The sequence below is a fragment of the Saccharibacillus kuerlensis DSM 22868 genome, from assembly GCF_000378145.1.
In the GTDB taxonomy this organism is placed as follows: Bacteria; Bacillota; Bacilli; order Paenibacillales; family Paenibacillaceae; genus Saccharibacillus; species Saccharibacillus kuerlensis.
On the sequence record NZ_KB899300.1, the window covers coordinates 13,339 to 27,470 of the forward strand.

Sequence of the window (14,132 nt, forward strand, 5' to 3'; positions counted from 1 at the left end):
TTCTTTCAAAGCGATATTTTTTTAAGCTTCGATTTCTTTTACGGAAACCAAGTGCTGGACTTGGTTGACCATACCGCGAATCGCTGCGTTGTCGTTTTGTACAACAACTTGGTTCGTTTTACGCAGTCCCAACGTGTTAACGGTCGTGCGTTGGTTTTTCGGACGTCCGATCAGGCTGCGTACGAGGGTAATTTCCAATTTAGCCATTGCTTTTCCCTCCTTAGCCTCTCAGTTCTTCGACGGATTTTCCGCGAAGCTTTGCCACATCTTCGGCACGCTTCAAACGGGACAATCCTTCCAAAGTCGCGTTGACCATGTTCATGGAGTTCGAAGAACCCAGGGATTTTGTCAAGATGTCGCCTACGCCTGCAAGTTCCAGTACTGCACGTACCGGACCGCCAGCGATAACGCCTGTACCTTCGGATGCTGGTTTCAGCAATACGCTGCCCGCTCCGAATTTACCTGTAACCAAGTGAGTGATCGTTGTTCCAACGAGAGGAACATGGATCATGTTCTTCTTAGCATCTTCGATGCCTTTGCGGATCGCATCCGGAACTTCTCCGGCTTTACCGATTCCTGCTCCGACGTTTCCGTTACCGTCGCCTACGACAACCAGTGCGCTAAAGCTGAAACGGCGTCCGCCCTTTACAACTTTTGCTACGCGGTTGATGTGTACAACGCGTTCCGTCAGTTCTCCTACAGTGCTCATATCTACACGCAAGTCGTTTACCTCCTTTTGTCTCGGTTTAGAATTCCAGTCCGGCTTCGCGGGCTGCGTCGGCCAGTGCTTGAATCCGTCCATGGTAGAGGTATCCTCCGCGGTCGAAAACGACTACGGCATAACCTTTTTCCTTAGCGCGGTTTGCAACCAGGGTTCCGACTTTACGGGCAGCTTCAACGTTGCCGCCGTTTGTGATTTCGCTTTTCAGCTCTTTGTCCATTGTCGAAGCGGAAACGATGGTTACACCGCTCACGTCGTCGATCAGTTGGGCATAGATGTGCTTCTCTGAACGGTACACGTTCAGGCGAGGGCGTTGAGCCGTACCTTGAATTTTCTTACGCACGCGCAAGTGTCTTTTCAGGCGGCCTTTATTTTTATCACCTTTGGTAATCATGACTACTTTCACTCCTTCCCATCTGCTTATTAGGCAGCTTCACATAAACAAGCTAAGGGTAATGCGAAGGAAAGCGGCTTATTTCTTCTTGCCGGCTTTACCTTCTTTACGGATGATGCGTTCGCCTTCGTACTTGATACCTTTGCCTTTATACGGCTCTGGTTCACGTACCGAACGGATTTGAGCAGCATAAGCGCCTACGCGCTCTTTGTCGATCCCGCGAACGATGATCTTCGTGTTCGAAGGAACTTCGAACTCGATGCCCGATTCCGGAGTGATTTCAACCGGGTGGGAGTAACCTACGTTCAAAACGATTTTTTCTCCGGACTTGCTGGCACGGTATCCGACCCCAACCAGTTCAAGCGACTTGGAGAAACCTTCCGTTACACCACTTACCATGTTGCTGACAACGCTGCGAGTCGTGCCGTGAAGGGAACGATGCTCTTTGTTGTCGGAAGGACGTTCTACTGTAATTGTATTACCTTCCACCGTTACTTTCATATCTCTATGAATTTCACGAGTGAGAGTACCTTTAGGACCTTTGACCGTAATCACCGTGTTGTTCAGTGTTACTTCAACGCCACCTGGTACTTCGATTGGTTTGCGACCAATACGAGACATATTTGTTGCACCTCCTTGTGTTCTGACGTAATTACCAAACGTAGCAGATTACTTCGCCGCCAGCTTTCGCTTGACGAGCTTCTTTGTCGGTCATAACTCCCTTGGACGTGGAGACAATCGCGATACCCAGGCCGCCCAGCACGCGAGGAACTTCGTTGCTCTTCGTGTACACGCGCAGACCCGGCTTACTGATTCTTTTCAGACCAGTGATAACGCGCTCGTTGTTTTGTCCGTATTTCAGGAAGATACGGATGATGCCCTGCTTGTTATCCTTTACGAATTCCGCGTCGCGGATAAAACCTTCACGTTTCAGGATCTCAGCAATTTGCTTTTTCATCGCAGAAGCCGGCATTTCGACTTTCTCGTGACGAACCACGTTCGCGTTGCGAATGCGTGTAAGCATATCTGCAATCGGATCGGACATAGTCATAATGTGTGAACCTCCTTCCTTGTTATGCGGTAATTACCAGCTTGCTTTTTTAACGCCAGGGATCTGGCCTTTATGAGCCAATTCGCGGAAGCAAATACGGCAGATCTTAAACTTTTGTAACACCGAGTGTGGACGACCGCAACGTTCGCAGCGCGTGTATGCACGCACCTTGAATTTAGGTGTGCGTTGCTGTTTAACTTTCATCGAAGTTTTTGCCACTTTAGCCTGACACCTCCTGGGTAGTTTCGGAAGAACAGGGTCATGGATCATGGCCCTAGATACTGGCCGATATTATTTTGCGAAAGGCATTCCGAGACCTGCGAGAAGCTCGCGGCCCTCTTCGTCCGTTTTCGCCGTAGTTACGATAACGATATCCATACCGCGGACTTTGTCCACTTGATCGTATTGGATTTCTGGGAAGATAAGCTGTTCTTTCAGACCAAGTGTGTAGTTACCGCGGCCGTCGAAGGCTTTGTTGGATACACCCTGGAAGTCACGTACGCGTGGAAGCGCAACGTTGAACAGTTTGTCGAGGAACTGGTACATACGCTCGCCGCGCAGAGTTACCTTTGTTCCGATCGGCATGTTCTCACGCAGTTTGAAACCTGCGATCGATTTCTTAGCACGAGTGATAACTGGCTTTTGACCAGCAATTTGCTCGAGCTCAGCTACTGCAGTATCGAGAACTTTCGAGTTGGATACGGCTTCGCCGACACCCATGTTGATGACAACCTTCTCCAGTTTCGGAACCTGCATAACCGTCGTATAGTTGAACTTCTGCATCAGAGCAGGAGTACTTTCGTTCAAATAACGTTCTTTCAATCTTGTTACCATGAAGGATGAACCTCCTTTCCGTAAAAATAAGATTATTCGATAACTTCTCCGGATCTTTTCGCAACGCGCACTTTTTTACCGTTGTCCAGCGTCTTGTAACCTACGCGGGTTACTTTGCTGCCGTCTTTCGGGTCAATATGCATCACGTTCGATACGTGGATCGAAGCTTCCTGCTCAACGATTCCGCCTTGCGGGTTCGCTTGGCTTGGCTTTTGGTGTTTTTTCACCATGTTCACGCCTTCGATCAACACGCGGTTTTCACGAGGGTAAGCTGCGATAACGCGGCCTTTTTTGCCTTTGTCTTTACCGCTAATCACGATAACGACATCGTCTTTTTTCACGTGAAGTTTGTTGTTGTGAGATTCCAGAACCTTTTTCACTCTTGCCATTAGGTACACCTCCTATGACTTACCGGCCGGCGGCCGACAAGAAAATCGTGCATGCTTATATTAGATAACTTCCGGTGCCAAGGAAACGATTTTCATGAAGTCCTTGTCGCGAAGTTCACGGGCAACTGGTCCGAAGATACGCGTACCACGTGGGCCACGATCGTCTTTTACCACTACCGCTGCGTTTTCGTCGAATGCGATGTAAGATCCGTCTTTACGACGTACCGAACGCTTCGTACGAACAACTACCGCTTTAACTACGTCGCCTTTTTTGACAACGCCCCCTGGTGTTGCTTGTTTTACCGAGCACACGATCAGGTCTCCGATGTTAGCTGTGCGACGTCCCGTACCACCAAGTACGCGGATACACATCAGTTCCTTCGCACCGGAGTTATCGGCTACAGCCAAACGAGTAAATGGTTGAATCATTGTTGATGTCCTCCTTTCGGATGAGCTTTATCGTTCAATTAGATAGTGATCGCTTTTTCAGTGACTGCAGTCAGTCTCCAGCGCTTATCTTTCGACAGCGGGCGAGTTTCAACGATTCTTACCGTATCGCCAATTTTCGCTTCGTTGCTTTCATCATGCGCTTTGAATTTCTTCGTCGACTTAATGCGTTTATGATACAGATCATGTTTTTTGTAAGTTTCTACAGCAACAACGATCGTTTTATCCATTTTATCGCTCACGACTTTACCTACCAGCACTTTACGCGAGTTGCGTTGTTCGGTCATGGTTAGCCTCCTTCCTGAATAACGGGTTCACCTACCCGGAGGGGTTCAAAGGAATTACGAAGTAATTCCGAGTTCTCTTTGACGCAGAACAGTTTTAGCACGAGCGATTTCCTTACGGACTACGCTGATGCGGGTTGGGTTATCGAGTTGACCAGTAGCGAGCTGAAAGCGCAGGTTAAAGAGTTCCTCTTTAAAACCGGAAACCTTCTGTTCGATCTCGGCAGTGGTCAGGTCACGCAGTTCCTTAGCCTTCATTTGCTTCACCACCCAATTCTTCACGTTTCACAAACTTAGTTTTGACAGGCAGTTTGTGAGAAGCAAGACGCATCGCTTCGCGAGCAATCTCTTCCGATACACCGGCAAGTTCAAACATGATCTTACCCGGTTTCACGACTGCTACCCATCTTTCAACGTTACCTTTACCGCTACCCATCCGGACCTCGAGAGGCTTTTGAGTAATCGGCTTGTCAGGGAAAATTTTGATCCAAACTTTACCGCCACGTTTGATGTAACGAGTCATAGCGATACGCGCTGCTTCGATCTGACGGTTCGTGATCCAAGAAGGTTCAGTTGCCTGCAGGCCGAATTCGCCGAAGTTCAATTCAGTACCGCCTTTAGCACGACCGGCCAGACTGCCGCGTTGCTGTTTACGGTGTTTTACACGTTTAGGTACCAACATGATTAGTTGCCTCCTTCCTGAGCAGCTTGTTTCTTAGCTGGGGGAAGAATCTCTCCACGGTAGATCCATACTTTAACGCCGATACGACCGTAAGTCGTGTGCGCTTCTGCTGTACCATAGTCGATATCGGCACGCAGGGTATGAAGTGGAACAGTTCCTTCGCTGTAGCCTTCCGAACGAGCGATTTCCGCGCCGCCAAGACGACCGCTAACCGCAGTTTTGATTCCTTTAGCACCGGAACGCATAGTTCTTTGCATTGCTTGCTTCAGAGCACGACGGAACGATACACGACGTTCCAATTGTTGTGCAATGCTTTCTGCAACCAGGATAGCGTCCAGCTCTTGATTTTTGATTTCCGCAATGTTGATGTGTACTTTTTTGCCTTTAGCAATCTTAGTGATCGCTCCACGCAGTACCTCAACTTCCGCACCACCACGTCCGATAACCATACCCGGTTTAGCAGTATGAATGGTTACGTTAACGCGGTTCGCAGCTCTTTCGATCTCGATCTTGGAGACAGCGGATTCTTTAAGTTTTGCTTTCAGGTATTCGCGAATTTTCACGTCTTCCATCAGCAGATCGCCGAAGTCTTTACCAGCGTACCATTTAGATTCCCAGTCACGGATAATTCCTACACGGAGTCCGACCGGATTTACTTTTTGTCCCACACGTATCCCTCCTTACTTTTCAGATACAGCCACAGTGATATGACTGGTGCGTTTATTGATCCGGCTTGCGCGTCCCATTGCCCGAGGGCGGAAACGTTTGAGAGTCGGTCCTTGGTTAACGTAAACCTGCGAGATTACCAGTTTGCTTACGTCCATCGAATGATTGTGCTCCGCATTGGCGATAGCCGAGTTCAGCAGCTTCTCCAGGATTGGCGATGCCGCCTTCGGAGTGTGACGCAGAATCGCGATCGCTTCACCTACTTGCTTGCCACGGATCAGGTCCGCTACGAGCTTAGCTTTACGAGGAGCGATGCGGGAATATTTCAAATGCGCTTGTGCTTCCATTCTATCATAACCTCCCTTCGGACTTTACTTAGGTCCGTTTTAGCGTCTTGTTTTCTTATCGTCGTCGGTATGGCCTTTGTAAGTACGCGTCGGCGCGAACTCACCCAGTTTGTGTCCAACCATGTCTTCCGTCACATAAACCGGTACATGCTTACGTCCGTCATAAACGGCGAAAGTGTGTCCGATGAATTGTGGGAAAATCGTGGAGCGTCTGGACCAAGTTTTGATAACGGCCTTTTTGCTGGCTTCGTTCATTACTTCTACCTTTTTCAGCAGGTATCCGTCAATGAAAGGGCCTTTTTTGAGACTGCGTGTCATCGATTGTAGTCCTCCCTTCAGCTGGCTTGTTCCATAACCCTAGCCGGCGAAGCAATGCGGGATAAGCGCATTACTTCGTGCGGCGACGGATGATGTATTGATCCGAAGATTTGTTTTTCTTGCGTGTTTTGTAACCAAGTGTCGGCTTGCCCCAAGGAGACAGCGGGGACTTACGTCCGATCGGAGCACGGCCTTCACCACCACCGTGTGGGTGATCGTTCGGGTTCATAACTACGCCGCGGACTTCAGGACGCTTGCCCAACCAGCGGTTACGACCGGCTTTACCGATTTTCACGAGTTCGTGGTCTTGGTTGCCTACCGAACCAATTGTAGCACGGCAAACTTTAAGAACGCGACGAACTTCGCCCGAAGACAGGCGGATCGAAACGTAACGCTCTTCTTTACCCAGCAGCTGAGCTTCTGTTCCGGCTGCGCGAACCATTTGGCCGCCTTTGCCTGGCTTCAACTCGATGTTGTGGATAACTGTACCTACCGGAATGTTTTCCAGTGGCAGTGCGTTACCGATTTTGATGTCTGCATCAGGACCGGAGAAGATCGTGTCGCCAACTTTCAGACCCTTAGGCGCCAGAATGTAGCGCTTTTCGCCGTCTGCATAGTTGATCAATGCGATGTTCGAAGTACGGTTTGGATCGTATTCGATTGTAGCAACGCGGCCTGGAATTCCATCTTTAGTCCGCTTAAAGTCGATAATCCGGTATTTACGTTTGTGTCCGCCGCCTTGGTGACGAACCGTAATTTTACCTTGGTTGTTGCGGCCTGCTTTGTTGAAGAGCGGCGACAACAGCGATTTCTCCGGCTGGTTCGTTGTGATTTCTTCGAACGTCGACACGCTCATTGCGCGGCGGGCCGGGGATGTTGGTTTATACTTTTTGATTGGCACGTTGGTTTCCCTCCTTACTCTGCAGATTCAAAGAATTCGAGCGATTTGCTATCTGGAGTCAGCGTCACGATCGCTTTTTTCCATTCGCTTGTATAACCGGAGTGACGGCCGTAGCGTTTCGGCTTAGCCGGCACGCGCAGAACGTTGACTTTCAGCACTTTTACGCCGAAAATCGATTCTACTGCCTTCTTCACTTCCGTCTTGTTAGCGCTCATTTGCACTTCAAACACGTACTTCGATTGACTCATCGCTTCAGCTGTACGTTCCGTAATAATCGGACGTTTGATAAGGTCGCGAGGATCTTTCATTATGCGAATACCTCCTCTACCTTCTGTACTGCGTCCTTCGTGATGATAAGCTTATCATACACGAGCACGTCGAGAACATTAATGCCGTCAGCCTGGACGAACTTGACGCCCGGGATGTTACGAGCGGACAGAGCAACATTGTTGTCGTATTCCGGAGCCACTACAAGGGCTTTACGGTCTACGTTCAGTTTGCTCAGAATAGCCGCGAATTCTTTAGTCTTCGGAGCGTTCAGGCTCAGTGCATCCAGAACGATAATTTCGTTCGCGATGACTTTCGAAGACAGTGCCGATTTGATCGCCAGACGACGAACTTTTTTAGGCAGTTTGAAAGAGTAGCTGCGCGGAGTTGGTCCGAAGACGATACCGCCGCCTCTCCACTGTGGAGAACGAATGGAACCTTGACGAGCACGTCCTGTACCTTTTTGTTTCCAAGGTTTACGACCGCCGCCACGAACTTCCGAACGTCCTTTGACTTTATGCGTACCGGAGCGCAGGGATGCTTGCTGCATCACTACTGCCTGGTGAAGCACATGTCCGTTAGGGTTGATTCCGAATACCGAGTCGCTCAGTTCGATTTCACCAACTTCGCTGCCTTCGATATTGAAAACTGTTACTTTAGGCATTTCATGTTCCTCCTTTCTTCTAAAAATCTATTATTTCTTCACCGATGCGCGAACTTTAACGAAGCTGTTTTTAGGACCCGGAATGGAGCCTTTAACGAGCAGCACGTTACGTTCAGCATCAATTCTTACGATTTCGAGGTTTTGAACAGTGATCGAGTCGTGACCCATGTGTCCTGGCAGGCGTTTACCTTTCGGTACACGGTTAGCCTGGATGGAACCCATCGAACCCGGTCTGCGGTGGTAACGCGAGCCGTGCGCCATTGGTCCGCGGCTTTGTCCCCAACGTTTGATAACGCCGGCAAAACCTTTACCTTTGGATACGCCGCTTACGTCAACGAATTCGCCTTCTGCAAATACGTCCGCTTTAAGCACTTGTCCAACCTCGTAAGTTCCGAGGTCAACACCGCGAAGTTCGCGAATGTAGCGCTTAGGTGCAGTATCCGCCTTTTTGGCGTGGCCTGCCTCCGGTTTGTTGGAACGAGTAGTCTTCTTATCCGCAAAACCGATTTGTACCGCTTCATAACCATCGTTTTCCAGGTCTTTCTTCTGCAGAACCACGCAAGGGCCTGCTTCGATAACCGTTACCGGAACGACGTTACCTTCAGCGGTGAACACTTGGGTCATACCCAGTTTTTTCCCTAAGATACCTTTCATGTTGACACCTCTTTTCATTTATGTCCTTATTCAGGAGTATTACAGCTTGATTTCGATATCTACACCGGACGGCAGGTCCAAACGCATCAGTGCGTCCACAGTTTGTGGAGTCGGGTTCACGATGTCGATCAGACGCTTGTGCGTACGCATCTCGAACTGTTCGCGCGAGTCTTTGTACTTGTGCACCGCACGGAGAACGGTAATGATTTGCTTTTCAGTTGGCAGCGGAATCGGACCAGAAACACCGGCACCCGAACGTTTTGCTGTCTCAACGATTTTCTCAGCGGACTGATCCAGAACTCTGTGATCATATGCCTTCAAACGAATACGAATTTTTTGCTTTGCCATTATAATTCCCTCCTTCTATCGCCCAATTTGATATCGGACATACTCCGCGAAAATTTTCCGCGCACGACCACTATGGCAAAGGAGCCGGGTGTGTCGGTAACCTCTCGCATCATCGCAACGTCGCAGAACAACATTCATTATTATATAGAAGAAGACGCGACAATGCAATACCTTTTTTAAAATTACACAAAAAGAAAACGAGGCCCTATCCCGACTCCGGGATAAAGGCCCCGCCTCGTGTTTCGTTTACAGTACATTGTTACTCGTTCCAGTACACTGTTGCTTTATAAACGGTCTTTTGAGGAACCGTATTATTTTTGGATTGTTGCTACGGCACCTGCGCCTACTGTACGTCCGCCTTCACGAATGGAGAACTTAGTTCCTTCTTCGATAGCGATCGGGTTGATCAGCGAAACAGTAACCGTGATGTTGTCGCCTGGCATTACCATCTCCGCGCCTTCTGGCAGGTTGATGATGCCTGTTACGTCAGTTGTACGGAAGTAGAACTGAGGACGGTATCCTGTGAAGAAAGGCTTGTGACGGCCACCTTCTTCTTTAGTCAGGACGTAGATTTGAGCTGTGAACTCAGTGTGCGGCTTAACCGAACCTGGTTTCGACAGAACTTGTCCACGCTCGATTTGCTGACGGTCTACACCGCGCAGCAGGGCGCCGATGTTGTCGCCGGCTTGAGCGGAATCCATCAGCTTACGGAACATTTCTACGCCCGTAACAACCGATTTCTTGGACTCTTCAGCGATACCTACGATTTCGATTTCGTCGCCGATCTTAACCGTACCACGTTCGATACGACCAGTTGCTACCGTACCACGACCAGTGATCGAGAACACGTCCTCGACTGGCATCAGGAAAGGCTTATCTGTGTCGCGCTCTGGAGTTGGGATGTACTCATCGATGATGTTGAACATTTCAACGATTTTCTGAGCCCACTCGCCCTCTGGGTTTTGCAGAGCTTCACGAGCCGAACCTTGGATGATTGGAGTGTCGTCGCCTGGGAAGTCATATTCGCTCAGCAGGTCACGTACTTCCATTTCAACCAGTTCCAACAGTTCAGCATCTTCAACCATATCGCATTTGTTCAGGAATACGACGATGTAAGGAACGCCTACCTGACGGGAGAGCAGGATATGTTCGCGAGTTTGCGGCATTGGGCCGTCAGCTGCGGATACAACCAGGATAGCTCCGTCCATTTGAGCAGCGCCAGTGATCATGTTTTTAACATAGTCGGCGTGTCCTGGGCAGTCAACGTGTGCGTAGTGACGAGCAGGAGTCTCGTATTCTACGTGTGCTGTCGAGATCGTGATACCACGTTCTCTTTCTTCTGGAGCCTTATCGATTTGGTCAAATGCGATAGCAGCGCCACCATAAGTTTTCGACAGTACAGTTGTGATAGCGGCAGTCAGGGTCGTTTTACCATGGTCGACGTGACCGATAGTACCGATGTTAACGTGCGGCTTATTACGTTCAAATTTAGCTTTAGCCATTTGAGACAGTTCCTCCTTAATTTAGAAAAATTATAGGTTTAAATTAATCCGGGAAGCGATCTCCATAAGGATCCGCCTCCCAGCGGTGAAAACGAGGATTACTCCCCTGCTTTCGTTTTCGATACGATTTCTTCAGCGATGTTTTTCGGAACTTCTTCATAGTGAGAAAGTTCCATCGAGAACACGCCGCGTCCTTGCGTACCGGAGCGCAGAGTCGTCGAGTAACCGAACATTTCGGAGAGAGGTACCTTCGCACGGATGATTTGAGCACCGCTGCGGGAATCCATACCTTCGATACGGCCGCGACGGGAGCTCAGCATACCCATAACGTCGCCCATGTACTCCTCGGGAACCGTTACTTCGACTTTCATGATTGGCTCAAGCAGGACAGGGTTACACTTTTCCTTCGCTGCTTTGAGTGCCATCGAACCGGCAATTTTGAATGCCATTTCGTTGGAATCGACATCGTGATAAGAGCCGTCGACGATTGTCGCTTTAACGTCTACCAGCGGGAAGCCCGCGATAACGCCGCTCTTCATCTGTTCTTCGATACCTGCAAGGGCCGGCTGCACATATTCGCGCGGTACGGAACCACCGACTACCTTACTTTCGAATTGACTGCCTGTACCCGGCTCCAGCGGTTCGAACTCAACCCATACGTGACCGTATTGACCACGGCCGCCGGATTGACGAACGAACTTACCTTCTACGCGGGCTGGCTGACGGAAAGTTTCACGGTAAGCTACCTGTGGTTTACCCACGTTGGTTTCTACCTTAAATTCCCGACGCATCCGGTCGATAATGATATCAAGGTGGAGTTCACCCATGCCTGCCAGAATGGTCTGACCGGTTTCTTCGTCTGTATGAGCACGAAGGGTTGGATCTTCTTCCGTCAACTTACCAAGTGCTACGCCCAATTTATCTTGGTCGGCTTTGGTTTTCGGTTCCACGGCGATCTCGATAACGGGATCTGGGAAGTTCATCGACTCGAGAATGACCGGGCTCTTCTCATCACACAGTGTATCACCTGTACCCGTATCTTTCAAACCAACAGCTGCTGCGATATCACCGGAGTATACAACGCTGATTTCTTGACGGCTGTTAGCATGCATTTGCAGGATACGACCGATCCGCTCACGTTTGCCTTTCGATGCATTCAGTACATACGAACCGGATTGAAGCGTACCGGAGTATACACGGAAGAACGTCAGTTTACCCACGTAAGGGTCTGTCATGATTTTGAATGCGAGTGCGGAGAACGGCTCTTCATCCGAAGAATGACGAACTGCTTCCGTACCATCTTCAAGAGTACCCTGGATTGCAGGTACGTCGATTGGAGCTGGGAGATAATCAACAACAGCGTCCAGCATAAGCTGGATACCTTTGTTTTTGTAAGAAGATCCGCAGATAACTGGGAAAATCTTAACATCAACAACGCCTTTACGCAGAGCGGCTTTGATCTCATCAACTGTGATCTCTTCGCCTTCCAGGTATTTCATTGTCAATTCTTCGTCCAGTTCCGAAACTTTCTCGATCAGGATAGCACGAAGTTCTTCGGCTTGTCCCAGATATTCTTCCGGGATGTCGACAACTTCAATGTTCTGACCAAGATCATCTTTGTACATGTGAGCTTTTTGCTCTACCAGGTCGATAATACCGGCAAAGTCGTTTTCTGCGCCGATAGGCAGCTGGATAGCTACCGCATTAGCTTGAAGACGCTCGCCCATATCTTTAACTACGTTAAGGAAGTCTGCACCGATAATGTCCATCTTGTTGACATAAGCGATCCGGGGAACGCCATAACGGTCAGCCTGTCTCCATACGGTTTCCGACTGAGGTTCGACACCTTCTTTGGCACTGAATACGCCTACTGCCCCGTCCAATACACGAAGGGAACGTTCAACTTCAACTGTGAAGTCAACGTGTCCCGGGGTATCGATGATATTGACGCGGTAACCGTTCCATTGAGCGGTTGTAGCGGCGGACGTGATCGTGATTCCGCGCTCCTGCTCCTGCTCCATCCAGTCCATCGTTGCAGCGCCATCGTGAACTTCACCGATTTTGTGCGTGATGCCTGTGTAGAACAGAATCCGTTCAGTGGTAGTCGTTTTACCAGCGTCAATATGCGCCATGATACCGATGTTACGTGTATTTTTCAAGGAGAACTCTCTTGCCATGAATGGGAATCTCCCTTCAAATATCAGTATTGGTTGCTAAGCCGAAATCCTACCAGCGGTAGTGAGCAAACGCTTTGTTCGCTTCAGCCATTTTGTGCGTGTCTTCGCGTTTCTTCACAGATGCGCCTGTATTGTTCGATGCATCGATGATTTCAGCCGCCAGACGCTCTTCCATTGTCTTCTCGCCGCGGTTGCGGGAGTAGTTAACGAGCCAACGGAGACCAAGAGCCGTCCGTCTTTCTGGTTTAACTTCGATCGGTACCTGATAGTTGGCACCACCTACACGGCGGGCTTTAACTTCGAGAACCGGCATGATGTTCTTGATTGCAGCTTCAAATACTTCCATCGGGTCGTTGCCCGTCCGTTCTTGAATCAACTTGAACGAGTTATACAGGATGTTCTGAGCTACACCGCGTTTACCGTCGATCATAATGCGGTTGATCAGACGAGTAACCAGTTTGCTGTTGTACACCGGATCCGGCAGTACGTCTCTTTTGGTAACTGGACCTTTGCGTGGCATGGATATCCCCCTTTCTCCAATAGTTGAACGCCCTTAGGCGCTCAAATTAATTTTTCTTTTCTTTTGGACGCTTAGCGCCGTATTTCGAACGGGCTTGCATACGTCCGTTTACGCCTGCAGTATCAAGAGCACCGCGAACGATATGGTAACGTACACCCGCCAAGTCCTTTACGCGACCTCCGCGAACCAGCACGACGCTGTGTTCTTGCAGGTTGTGTCCGATACCCGGAATGTAAGCAGTCACCTCGATACGGTTCGTCAAACGAACACGGGCATACTTACGAAGCGCGGAGTTCGGTTTACGTGGAGTCATCGTACCTACACGAGTGCAGACACCGCGTTTTTGCGGGGCGCTCAGGTTTGTTTCCTCACGCTTCAGTGCGTTGAAACCCTTTTGCAATGCTGGGGATTTCGACTTTACGACTTTCGCTTGACGTCCTTTACGGACGAGTTGGTTAATAGTTGGCATTTTCATTGCCACCCCCTTCCCATATTGATAAACATCCTTGTTATAAACCATTTTCCCAAGTCCACAGACCCAGGTGGTTCATAAAAGAACAAATGAAAGTTTTTGCCCCAGACGCTCATTGCTTCTGAAACAAAAACGTTCTTACACAGTTATGACTTGCTCACTTCAGAACCGCAACCATCGCCGCTCCGACTTCGATCCCACAAGCTTTGCCGAGCTCTCGCATCGTCTCAACTTCGGTGATCTTTACGCCGGACTTGCTGCACAACGATGTGATCTTTGCGATCATCCGCTGATCTGCGTCCATGGCTACATAAACTTCGGAAGCTTCACCAAGTTCGACCGCACGTACGGTCTGCTTAGCGCCGATTTTGACATGAGCATCCTGGAGTCCTTTATCATTAGACATTCGGCATATCCTCCAAAAGACAGGATTGGTACTGCCTGCTCACGCACCTTTGCTATATTAGCATTTGATCTAGAGGTATGTCAAGCAA

Annotated in this window: 25 protein-coding genes; all 25 read right to left on the reverse strand. The window is 49.4% G+C overall.

Going from position 1 to position 14,132, the window contains the following annotated elements:
* Window positions 1-21: 21 nt before the first annotated feature.
* Window positions 22-207: a 50S ribosomal protein L30 gene (gene rpmD, locus F456_RS0117505; RefSeq protein ID WP_018978351.1), complete on the reverse strand. Its 186-nt coding sequence runs from the start codon at window positions 205-207 to the stop codon at window positions 22-24.
* 13 nt (window positions 208-220) lie between these two features.
* Window positions 221-721, reverse strand: coding sequence for a 30S ribosomal protein S5 (gene rpsE / locus F456_RS0117510; RefSeq protein ID WP_018978352.1), 501 nt, complete (start codon window positions 719-721; stop codon window positions 221-223).
* A 25-nt stretch (window positions 722-746) separates the two neighbouring features.
* Window positions 747-1,115 carry a 50S ribosomal protein L18 gene (gene rplR / locus F456_RS0117515; protein ID WP_018978353.1) on the reverse strand — a complete coding sequence of 123 codons (369 nt, stop codon included), beginning with the start codon at window positions 1,113-1,115 and terminating at the stop codon, window positions 747-749.
* A 78-nt stretch (window positions 1,116-1,193) separates the two neighbouring features.
* Window positions 1,194-1,736 carry a 50S ribosomal protein L6 gene (gene rplF / locus F456_RS0117520; RefSeq protein ID WP_018978354.1) on the reverse strand — a complete coding sequence of 181 codons (543 nt, stop codon included), beginning with the start codon at window positions 1,734-1,736 and terminating at the stop codon, window positions 1,194-1,196.
* Between the two features lie 31 nt (window positions 1,737-1,767).
* Entirely contained in the window at window positions 1,768-2,166 is a 399-nt protein-coding gene (rpsH, locus tag F456_RS0117525) for a 30S ribosomal protein S8 (protein ID WP_018978355.1), read from the reverse strand.
* Window positions 2,167-2,199: 33 nt separating this feature from the next.
* The gene (locus F456_RS24085; protein WP_037291562.1) at window positions 2,200-2,385 is read right to left on the reverse strand and encodes a type Z 30S ribosomal protein S14; all 186 of its coding nucleotides are present in this window, start codon (window positions 2,383-2,385) and stop codon (window positions 2,200-2,202) included.
* Window positions 2,386-2,457: 72 nt separating this feature from the next.
* Window positions 2,458-3,000 (reverse strand): 50S ribosomal protein L5, encoded by a 543-nt coding sequence (gene rplE, locus F456_RS0117530; RefSeq protein WP_018978356.1) that lies wholly within the window; start codon window positions 2,998-3,000, stop codon window positions 2,458-2,460.
* A gap of 32 nt (window positions 3,001-3,032) precedes the next feature.
* Window positions 3,033-3,389 carry a 50S ribosomal protein L24 gene (gene rplX / locus F456_RS0117535; protein ID WP_018978357.1) on the reverse strand — a complete coding sequence of 119 codons (357 nt, stop codon included), beginning with the start codon at window positions 3,387-3,389 and terminating at the stop codon, window positions 3,033-3,035.
* Between the two features lie 60 nt (window positions 3,390-3,449).
* Window positions 3,450-3,818 (reverse strand): 50S ribosomal protein L14, encoded by a 369-nt coding sequence (gene rplN, locus F456_RS0117540; protein ID WP_018978358.1) that lies wholly within the window; start codon window positions 3,816-3,818, stop codon window positions 3,450-3,452.
* 38 nt (window positions 3,819-3,856) lie between these two features.
* Window positions 3,857-4,123, reverse strand: a complete 267-nt coding sequence (gene rpsQ, locus F456_RS0117545) for a 30S ribosomal protein S17 (protein WP_018978359.1) — start codon at window positions 4,121-4,123, stop codon at window positions 3,857-3,859.
* 54 nt (window positions 4,124-4,177) lie between these two features.
* On the reverse strand, window positions 4,178-4,378 hold the full coding sequence (gene rpmC / locus F456_RS0117550; protein ID WP_018978360.1) for a 50S ribosomal protein L29: 201 nt from the start codon (window positions 4,376-4,378) through the stop codon (window positions 4,178-4,180).
* Window positions 4,368-4,802, reverse strand: a complete 435-nt coding sequence (rplP, locus tag F456_RS0117555) for a 50S ribosomal protein L16 (protein WP_018978361.1) — start codon at window positions 4,800-4,802, stop codon at window positions 4,368-4,370. Before rplP ends, rpmC begins: the two co-directional genes overlap by 11 nt.
* A gap of 2 nt (window positions 4,803-4,804) precedes the next feature.
* A complete protein-coding gene (rpsC, locus tag F456_RS0117560; RefSeq protein ID WP_018978362.1) occupies window positions 4,805-5,470 on the reverse strand; it encodes a 30S ribosomal protein S3 in 666 nt (221 codons plus the stop codon).
* 12 nt (window positions 5,471-5,482) lie between these two features.
* Window positions 5,483-5,815, reverse strand: coding sequence for a 50S ribosomal protein L22 (rplV, locus tag F456_RS0117565; protein WP_018978363.1), 333 nt, complete (start codon window positions 5,813-5,815; stop codon window positions 5,483-5,485).
* Between the two features lie 39 nt (window positions 5,816-5,854).
* Complete coding sequence (rpsS, locus tag F456_RS0117570) at window positions 5,855-6,133, reverse strand: 30S ribosomal protein S19 (RefSeq protein ID WP_018978364.1); 279 nt, start codon at window positions 6,131-6,133, stop codon at window positions 5,855-5,857.
* A 70-nt stretch (window positions 6,134-6,203) separates the two neighbouring features.
* Window positions 6,204-7,034: a 50S ribosomal protein L2 gene (gene rplB / locus F456_RS0117575; RefSeq protein ID WP_018978365.1), complete on the reverse strand. Its 831-nt coding sequence runs from the start codon at window positions 7,032-7,034 to the stop codon at window positions 6,204-6,206.
* A gap of 14 nt (window positions 7,035-7,048) precedes the next feature.
* Entirely contained in the window at window positions 7,049-7,342 is a 294-nt protein-coding gene (rplW, locus tag F456_RS0117580; protein WP_018978366.1) for a 50S ribosomal protein L23, read from the reverse strand.
* On the reverse strand, window positions 7,342-7,965 hold the full coding sequence (gene rplD / locus F456_RS0117585; protein WP_018978367.1) for a 50S ribosomal protein L4: 624 nt from the start codon (window positions 7,963-7,965) through the stop codon (window positions 7,342-7,344). Before rplD ends, rplW begins: the two co-directional genes overlap by 1 nt.
* A gap of 30 nt (window positions 7,966-7,995) precedes the next feature.
* Window positions 7,996-8,619 carry a 50S ribosomal protein L3 gene (rplC, locus tag F456_RS0117590; RefSeq protein WP_018978368.1) on the reverse strand — a complete coding sequence of 208 codons (624 nt, stop codon included), beginning with the start codon at window positions 8,617-8,619 and terminating at the stop codon, window positions 7,996-7,998.
* Window positions 8,620-8,658: 39 nt separating this feature from the next.
* On the reverse strand, window positions 8,659-8,967 hold the full coding sequence (rpsJ, locus tag F456_RS0117595) for a 30S ribosomal protein S10 (protein ID WP_018978369.1): 309 nt from the start codon (window positions 8,965-8,967) through the stop codon (window positions 8,659-8,661).
* Between the two features lie 311 nt (window positions 8,968-9,278).
* A complete protein-coding gene (gene tuf, locus F456_RS0117600; RefSeq protein ID WP_018978370.1) occupies window positions 9,279-10,469 on the reverse strand; it encodes an elongation factor Tu in 1,191 nt (396 codons plus the stop codon).
* Between the two features lie 98 nt (window positions 10,470-10,567).
* Window positions 10,568-12,646: an elongation factor G gene (gene fusA, locus F456_RS0117605; RefSeq protein WP_018978371.1), complete on the reverse strand. Its 2,079-nt coding sequence runs from the start codon at window positions 12,644-12,646 to the stop codon at window positions 10,568-10,570.
* A 49-nt stretch (window positions 12,647-12,695) separates the two neighbouring features.
* Complete coding sequence (gene rpsG / locus F456_RS0117610) at window positions 12,696-13,166, reverse strand: 30S ribosomal protein S7 (RefSeq protein WP_018978372.1); 471 nt, start codon at window positions 13,164-13,166, stop codon at window positions 12,696-12,698.
* Between the two features lie 46 nt (window positions 13,167-13,212).
* Window positions 13,213-13,635 (reverse strand): 30S ribosomal protein S12, encoded by a 423-nt coding sequence (gene rpsL / locus F456_RS0117615; protein WP_026293957.1) that lies wholly within the window; start codon window positions 13,633-13,635, stop codon window positions 13,213-13,215.
* 160 nt (window positions 13,636-13,795) lie between these two features.
* Complete coding sequence (locus tag F456_RS0117620; protein WP_018978374.1) at window positions 13,796-14,044, reverse strand: ribosomal L7Ae/L30e/S12e/Gadd45 family protein; 249 nt, start codon at window positions 14,042-14,044, stop codon at window positions 13,796-13,798.
* Window positions 14,045-14,132: the final 88 nt, after the last annotated feature.